This window comes from Promineifilum sp. (SeqCode), assembly GCF_041918635.1.
In the GTDB taxonomy this organism is placed as follows: Bacteria; Chloroflexota; Anaerolineae; order Promineifilales; family Promineifilaceae; genus Promineifilum.
The window spans coordinates 1-4,834 of the sequence record NZ_JAYRVJ010000543.1 but is presented as its reverse complement, the minus strand read 5'-3'; the positions used below and the strand labels follow the sequence as shown (position 1 = coordinate 4,834).

Below are 4,834 nucleotides of genomic sequence, written 5' to 3'. Positions count from 1 at the left end.
GGCCGGTTGATGCTGTAGTGCAGCATGATGGCGTCGGCGGCCGGCGCGTCGGGGTGAGCCGGCGAGAGGAAGGTCGTTTCGTTGAGCAGGGGCGCGGGGGAGCCGGGGCGCAGGGGAGACAAGAGGTCGCCGGCTGGCGCCTCTTTCCCTCCCGCTCCCCCGCTCCCCTGCTCCCCCGCCAGCCGATCAGAACGCACCACATACGCCACCTCCCTCTCCCAATCATTCCCCGCCGTCACGATCTCCACGATCGCCGACTTGGGCACGGCGCGGACGTAGCTCATGCCGTCGGCCGGGTTGCGGAAGAGGGCCAGGAACAGGTCGCCGGCCCGGCTCAACTCGTCCATCAGGTCGGGCAGCCGCAGGTCGAGCCGGTTCTGCGGGTGCGTCCAGAAGGTATCGACGAAGCGGCCGATCTCCCCCGGCGCGATGGGGGTGATGCCGTCGCCGACGGTGTAGTCGGTGATGATGTCGATGACCCGCTTGGCGTAGGGGTTGGCGCGCCAGGCCGCCAGCGCCTCGGCGTACTGCCGCTGCTGCTCGTCGGCCGGCCGGTCGGCTGTCCCAAAAATGGGTACGCCCGTCACCCGGCTCGTCCACCCCCCTGCCCCCTCGCGCAAGTCGGCCCGCGCGCTCAACTGCCGTCGTTGCCGCCATCGTTCCAAGAAGGACATGGTTTTAGCTCCCGCGGGGGAGCGGGGGAGCAGGGGCGCGGGGGAGCAAGCGCCTTCCGTCGAGGCTTCTTTCACCCCTGCTCCCCTGCCCCCCTGCGCCCCTGCTCGCACGCCTAGCTCCTCACCGACAACTTCGCCGCCGCATCCTCGACGGCAATCGTGCCGATCAGCCACAGCAGGATCACATTGATCGCCTGCCACACCGCCTCCGGGAAGCCGGGCAGCAGGGCAAAGACGGCCGTCTGCACCACCGCCACCACCGCCAGCCAGAACTTGCGGCTCTTCCACAACGCACCCAACGGATTCGCAGTCATGTGTCGCTCCTTGAATGAATTCATCACGAATGAATTCACCACGGATTGCCACGGATAAGACGGATGTAACGGATGGAGACAACGGTCAACCCGTTCTGCTCCGTTAAATCCGTGAAAATCCGTGGTGAATTCATTCCGCGCCCGAACATATGTTCTGCGACCAGTCTAACAAACCGGAAGGGGCCGTGGCTATTCAATTTCTGGCAGCGAAGATGAGAAAACGCTCACGCAAAAACGCAAAGTACGCAAAGAAAAGAAAGGATTCTTCGCTCTGCGTACTTTGCGTCTTTGCGTGAGATTCTCCCCCTCGTTACTACTACCTAATACCCCCCGCCATTTTTCATTGCTTTATGCCAATAGACACGCCGCCGCCGGTGAGTATCCTTATCCCATTCCCCGGCCGCGGCGCGGCGGCCGGCCCTTTACCGGAACCTTGACAACGCAGGTCGAAGCGCGCGCCCGCCGCGGCAATAGAGGCATCATGAGTCGAGTCTTACAGCCTTGCGCCGTCGTCATGGTGATGCGCGACGGAACCGTGGTCGAACAGGTCTACGCGAGCCGCTTCCAGGCCGAGCTGTTCCTGTACCTATTGCCGATGCTGATGATGACCCTGCCCCACGACGAGCAGGTGGCCGAGGCGATCCTGTCGCCGCTGGTCGACTCCCCGACCCTCAGCCCGGTCAACGTCACTCGCCCCTATCGCATCGACCAACACCTCCACTAACACGGCGCGACCCGCTGGCCGCAGTGGGTCGCGCCTGCAAATAAAAAGGCGTCCGGTCGGGGGACCGGACGCCTGGCAGCGCCAACGCGGCAAGGGAACGCGCGTCTTGGCGCCGATCCCCAGGAAGCCGCCTTCGTTGGCCGCCGCTACCGCGACCGCGATGCGGACAACAGGCGCAGAACCGCCATATAGAGCCAGATGATGGTGATGATCAGCCCGAACGCGCCCTGCCATTCCATGAATTTCGGCGCGCCGCCGGCCGACGCCTGGCGGATGAAGTCGAAGTCGAGCGGCAGATTGAGCACGGCTATCAGCACGATGAACGCCGCAATGGCGAAGCTCAGCCACGTCCCCTGGAAGATGGTGAGCTGGACGCCGAACAACGACAGCAACAGATTGACCCCCAGAAAGAGGCCCACGCCGATCGTGCCGATCAGAACCATCGTCCGGTACCCCTGGGTGACCTTGATCACGCCCGTGGTGTAGAGCAGCCACGCCGCCACATAGAGCGCCAGCGTAATGAGCACCGCCTGGAAGACGACGCCCGGGAACTGTATCTCCAGGGTGCGGGCCAGCGCGCCTACCATCACCCCTTGGGCCAGCGCGTAGCCGATGGCGATAATCCAGATGTAGCGCCCGGCAAAGCGCGACAGGATGACCAGGCCGATCGTCGCGACCAGGCCGCTGATTAGCCAGATCAAGTTGACGCTCACGATTTGACCGTCCACCACGTTGATGAGCCGCCAGCCGAAGACGGCCGTGGCCAGGAAGAGCGCAAACAGGAAGGCCGTCTTCAGGTAAGTCCCTCTGGCGGTCATGCCGGTTTCACCCTGGGCGCCGGCGCGCGCTATTTGCCGGTCAAACGACTTGAAGCTCAGCGCCGGGTTGCGCGTGCTCATACGCGGTCCCATTACAGAATGTGCGGCAGTATTCATAACTCTGTCTTTTTCCCTCTAAACTGTTGCCGGGTATGGCGTTTTGTCGCGGGCGATTTTACTAATCTCTCTGGGGATGTCAATAGTCGCGGCGGGGCAGATCTCATTTTGCCCGTCCGGCGCTCGCTTATCCCCTCCCGTGCCCTTCAGATGCCGCTTAAGAAACCCGCGCTACAATAGACCTGACATAATTCCTAATTCCTAATTCATAGTTTTTCCCCCATGCCCGCGCCCACCCCCCTCACTACCCTCATCGCCCGCTTCCACCACGAGTACCCCGCCTACAAAAGCGGCCGCTACAACGAGACCGAGGCCCGCGTCCACCTCATCAACCCGCTCTTCGAGGCCCTCGGCTGGGACGTGGCCGACCGCCTCGGCCGCGGCGAGGTCAAACACGAAGACCGCCTGCCCATCGCCGGCAAATCGAAGGCCCCCGACTACGGCTTCCGCCTCGACGGCAAGCTGCGCTTCTTCGTCGAGGCCAAGAAGCCGGCCGTCGACCTCGACCGCCTGGCCGACCCCGCCTACCAGTTGCGCCGCTACACCTGGACGGCCAAGCTCCCCCTCGGCATCCTGACCGACTTCGAGGAGTTCGCCATCTACGACGGCCGCGTGCGCCCCGTCCAGGGCGACAAGCCGGCCGTCGCCCGCCTGCGCTACTGGCGCTACACGGAGTACGCCGACGCCTGGGACGAGATCGCCGCCACCTTCAGCCGCGACGCGGTATTAGCCGGCTCCCTGGAGCAGTACGCCGCCGAGCGCGGCGGCAAGCGCGGCGTGGCCGCGGTGGACGCCGAGTTCCTGAAGGAGATCGAGCACTGGCGCGATCTGCTGGCCCGCCACCTGGCCCTGCGCAACCCGCGGCTGACGCAGCGCGACCTCAACTTCGCCGTCCAGCAGACCATCGACCGGCTCATCTTCCTGCGCATCGCCGAAGACCGCGCCATCGAGCCGTACGGCCAGCTGCGCGACCTGGCCACCGGCCCCGGCACGTTCGACCGCCTCATGGCCGTCTTCCTGCGCGCCGACCAGCGCTACAACTCCGGCCTTTTCCACTTCGGCCATGAGAAGGGGCGCGGCGACCCCGACCGGCTCACCCCCGCCCTCCAGGTGGACGACAAGCCGCTCAAGGAGATCATCCGCGCCCTCTACGAGCCGGTCAGCCCCTACGAGTTCTCCGTCTTCCCGGCCGACATCCTGGGCCAGGTCTACGAGCAGTTCCTGGGCAAGGTCATCCGCCTGACCGACGGCCATCGGGCGGTGGTGGAGGAGAAGCCGGAGGTGCGCAAGGCGGGCGGCGTCTACTACACCCCCACCTACATTGTGGAGTACATCGTCCGGCAGACGGTCGGCCGCCTCGTGGAAGGGCACGCGCCCGACCCCGCCGGCCCCGCCAGCCGGTTGCGCGTCCTCGACCCGGCCTGCGGCAGCGGCTCGTTCCTGCTGGGGGCCTACCAGTTCCTGCTCGACTGGCATCTGGCCGGCTATCTGCAAGACGTGAAGAAGTGGTCGCGCAAGCGCGGCGGGACGCTGCACCAGACAGCCGCCGGCGAGTACCGCCTGACGCTGGCCGAGCGCAAGCGCATCCTGCTGGACAACCTCTACGGCGTGGACATCGACCCCCAGGCGGTGGAGGTGACCAAGCTGTCGCTGCTGCTGAAGGTGCTGGAGGACACGCCCGAATCGCTGGGGGCGCAGCTGCAACTGTTCGCCGAGCGCGTCCTGCCCGACCTGGGGGACAACGTCAAGTGCGGCAACTCGCTCATCGGCCCCGACTTCTACGCCCAGGCCGCCCTGCTGCCCGACGCCGACGCCGAGCGCATCAACGCCTTCGACTGGCGGCGCGAATTCAAGGGGGTGATGGACGCGGGCGGGTTTGACGCGGTGATTGGCAACCCGCCCTACATCCGCATCCAGGCCCTCAAGGAGTGGGCCCCGGTCGAGGTGGAGTATTACAAGCGGGCCTACCGCGCCGCCGGCAAGGGCAACTACGACATCTACGTCGTCTTCGTCGAGCGCGGGCTGGAGCTATTGAACGAGCGCGGCCGGCTGGGGTTCATCCTGCCCCACAAGTTCTTCAACGCGCAGTATGGCGCGCCGCTGCGGGGGGTGATTGCGGCGGGCAAGCACCTGTCGGGGGTCGTGCACTTTGGCGACCAGCAGGTGTTCGCGGGGGCGACGACGTAT

At 65.5% G+C, this 4,834-nt stretch carries 5 protein-coding genes; 2 read left to right on the top strand and 3 right to left on the bottom strand.

Features of this window, described 5'->3' with window-relative positions:
• Together ACE3UY_RS16370 and ACE3UY_RS16365 are read right to left on the bottom strand one after the other, a co-directional pair.
• On the bottom strand, positions 1-674 hold a 674-nt coding region (locus ACE3UY_RS16370; protein WP_374688563.1), incomplete at its 3' end, for a hypothetical protein.
• A gap of 113 nt (positions 675-787) precedes the next feature.
• A complete protein-coding gene (locus ACE3UY_RS16365) occupies positions 788-988 on the bottom strand; it encodes a hypothetical protein (RefSeq protein ID WP_374688562.1) in 201 nt (66 codons plus the stop codon).
• 481 nt (positions 989-1,469) lie between these two features.
• Here ACE3UY_RS16365 and ACE3UY_RS16360 point away from each other — a divergent pair, with 481 nt between their 5' ends.
• The gene (locus ACE3UY_RS16360; RefSeq protein ID WP_374688561.1) at positions 1,470-1,712 is read left to right on the top strand and encodes a hypothetical protein; all 243 of its coding nucleotides are present in this window, start codon (positions 1,470-1,472) and stop codon (positions 1,710-1,712) included.
• 146 nt (positions 1,713-1,858) lie between these two features.
• Here ACE3UY_RS16360 and ACE3UY_RS16355 read toward each other — a convergent pair whose 3' ends face one another.
• Positions 1,859-2,611: a Bax inhibitor-1/YccA family protein gene (locus tag ACE3UY_RS16355; protein ID WP_374688560.1), complete on the bottom strand. Its 753-nt coding sequence runs from the start codon at positions 2,609-2,611 to the stop codon at positions 1,859-1,861.
• A 258-nt stretch (positions 2,612-2,869) separates the two neighbouring features.
• Between ACE3UY_RS16355 and ACE3UY_RS16350 the strand changes: the two genes are divergently transcribed.
• Positions 2,870-4,834: Eco57I restriction-modification methylase domain-containing protein (locus ACE3UY_RS16350; protein WP_374688559.1), on the top strand; the 1,965-nt coding region annotated here is incomplete at its 3' end.

Excerpts from the sequence above, each read along its gene's own strand:
- ACE3UY_RS16360 (WP_374688561.1), top strand. The coding sequence starts at position 1,470 with ATGAGTCGAGTCTTACAGCCTTGCGCCGTCGTCATGGTGATGCGCGAC.
- ACE3UY_RS16355 (WP_374688560.1), bottom strand. The coding sequence starts at position 2,611 with ATGAGCACGCGCAACCCGGCGCTGAGCTTCAAGTCGTTTGACCGGCAA.
- ACE3UY_RS16365 (WP_374688562.1), bottom strand. The coding sequence starts at position 988 with ATGACTGCGAATCCGTTGGGTGCGTTGTGGAAGAGCCGCAAGTTCTGG.